Here is a 1,785-nt window from a genome sequence, read left to right as displayed (position 1 = left end):
CCCCCTCTGTTAGGATAGATGTCGTACGATACTTTAGTGTTATACTTTAAGTAAATAACACGGAGGTCGATCGATATGAAAGAAAAAAATGGAGTACGATACTCGAAGGAACAAAAAGAGGCAATTGTTAAACGAATGATGCCACCACATAACGAATCAGTGGCTACTATCTCGAAGGAAGAAGGCATCACAGAACCAACGTTGTACAAGTGGCGTAAGGCTGCACGTGAAGCTGGTGTGGCAACGCCTGGCAATGGACAAACAAGTGACAAATGGACCAGTCAAGATAAGTTTTTAATCGTGATGGAGACCTTTGCGATGAACGAAACGGAATTGGCTGAATACTGTCGTAAAAAGGGTTTGTACCGTGAACAGATTGAATTATGGCGATCTGTTTGTCTCCAGGCAAACGGACAAGTATTTGATCAATCAAAGCAGTTATCTGGTGCGTTAAAGGAAGAACAGAAACGGGCAAAACAGTTAGAAAAAGATCTTCAAAAGAAGGAGAAAGCATTAGCGGAAGCTGCGGCGTTATTATTACTTAGAAAAAAGGCCCAAGCGATTTGGGGGGACGACGAGGAAGAATGATTAGCCCATCAAATCGCGCATTAGCTGTAGAACTCATCCAAGAAGCCAATCAAAATGGTGCGCGGTTAGCGAAGGCTTGTGAGGAACTTTATATTAGTGTACGAACCTACGAGCGCTGGGTGGCAGATGGTAAGGTTAAGGTCGATCAGCGTCCCTTTGCGAAAAGACCTGTTCCAAAAAATAAGTTGTCCGAGGAAGAGAAAAAGGAAATACTCGAGGTTGTTACACAAGAAGAATATGCCGACTTACCGCCGACACAAATTGTCCCAAAGCTTGCGGATAAAGGAACATATATTGCGTCAGAATCTACGTTTTACCGTGTTTTACGTGAAGGAAAGATGCAACACCACCGTGGACGTAGTCAAAAGCCAACACGAAGAATCCCCGAGAGTCATCTGGCCACATCGCCAAATCAGGTGTGGACATGGGATATTACGTGGCTTGGTGGACCTGTGAAAGGCTTGTATTATCGCCTCTATTTAATACTCGATCTATTTAGTAGAAAAGCAGTTGGGTGGGAAGTATGGGAAAAGGAAGAAGCGACACACGCTGAATCACTTGTAAAAAAAGCAGTCATTAATGAGAAAATCCAAGGGGCACCACTGGTGTTGCATTCAGACAATGGGAGTCCGATGAAAGCTGAGACTTTTTTAAGTTTACTTGAGAAGTTGGGGATCCAAAGTTCCTTTTCAAGACCACGTGTAAGCAATGATAATCCTTATTCAGAAGCCATGTTTCGAACACTTAAATACCGCCCTGATTATCCGCATAAGGGCTTTACCTCACTTGAAGAAGCCAGACAATGGGCACACCAATTTGTCCATTGGTATAATCATATTCATCTGCATAGTGGGCTGAATTATGTAACACCGGCACAGTGTCATGCCGGAGAACACGTAACCATATTGACAAAGAGAAAAGACGTATATGAAGCCGCAAAAGCGAAGCATCCAGAACGCTGGGCGAGGAGTCTAAGAAATTGGACACCTATTGAAAAAGTAGCACTTAATCCAATGCGTGATGAGGGAAAAAGGAAACGTTGAGTCCGCCTTAATACACTTTATTCCCTGATGATTTGAATGGAAAGAATGGATTTCCTTTCCATTCAAATCATCAGGCCAGCAAGCGTAACGCGGTAGCCTTGACTGAACACAACACTAAAGTAACTAAATGCGACAACTATGTTGACAAACACCG

General features: G+C 43.2%; 1 protein-coding gene. It reads left to right on the top strand.

What is annotated here, in order from left to right:
* The first annotated feature begins 75 nt into the window (after positions 1-75).
* Positions 76-1,631, top strand: a protein-coding gene (locus NiCM35_RS26550; protein WP_371474370.1) for an IS3 family transposase whose coding sequence is annotated in 2 segments (ribosomal slippage) — positions 76-559 and positions 559-1,631 — 1,557 coding nt in all. Because the reading frame shifts where the segments join, the coding sequence is not laid out codon by codon here.
* Positions 1,632-1,785 lie beyond the last annotated feature (154 nt).

This window comes from Niallia sp. M35, assembly GCF_050971705.1.
Classification (GTDB): Bacteria; Bacillota; Bacilli; order Bacillales; family Cytobacillaceae; genus Niallia; species Niallia circulans_A.
The sequence above is the reverse complement of the archived record's forward strand: the minus strand, read 5'-3'. Positions and strand labels throughout refer to the sequence as shown.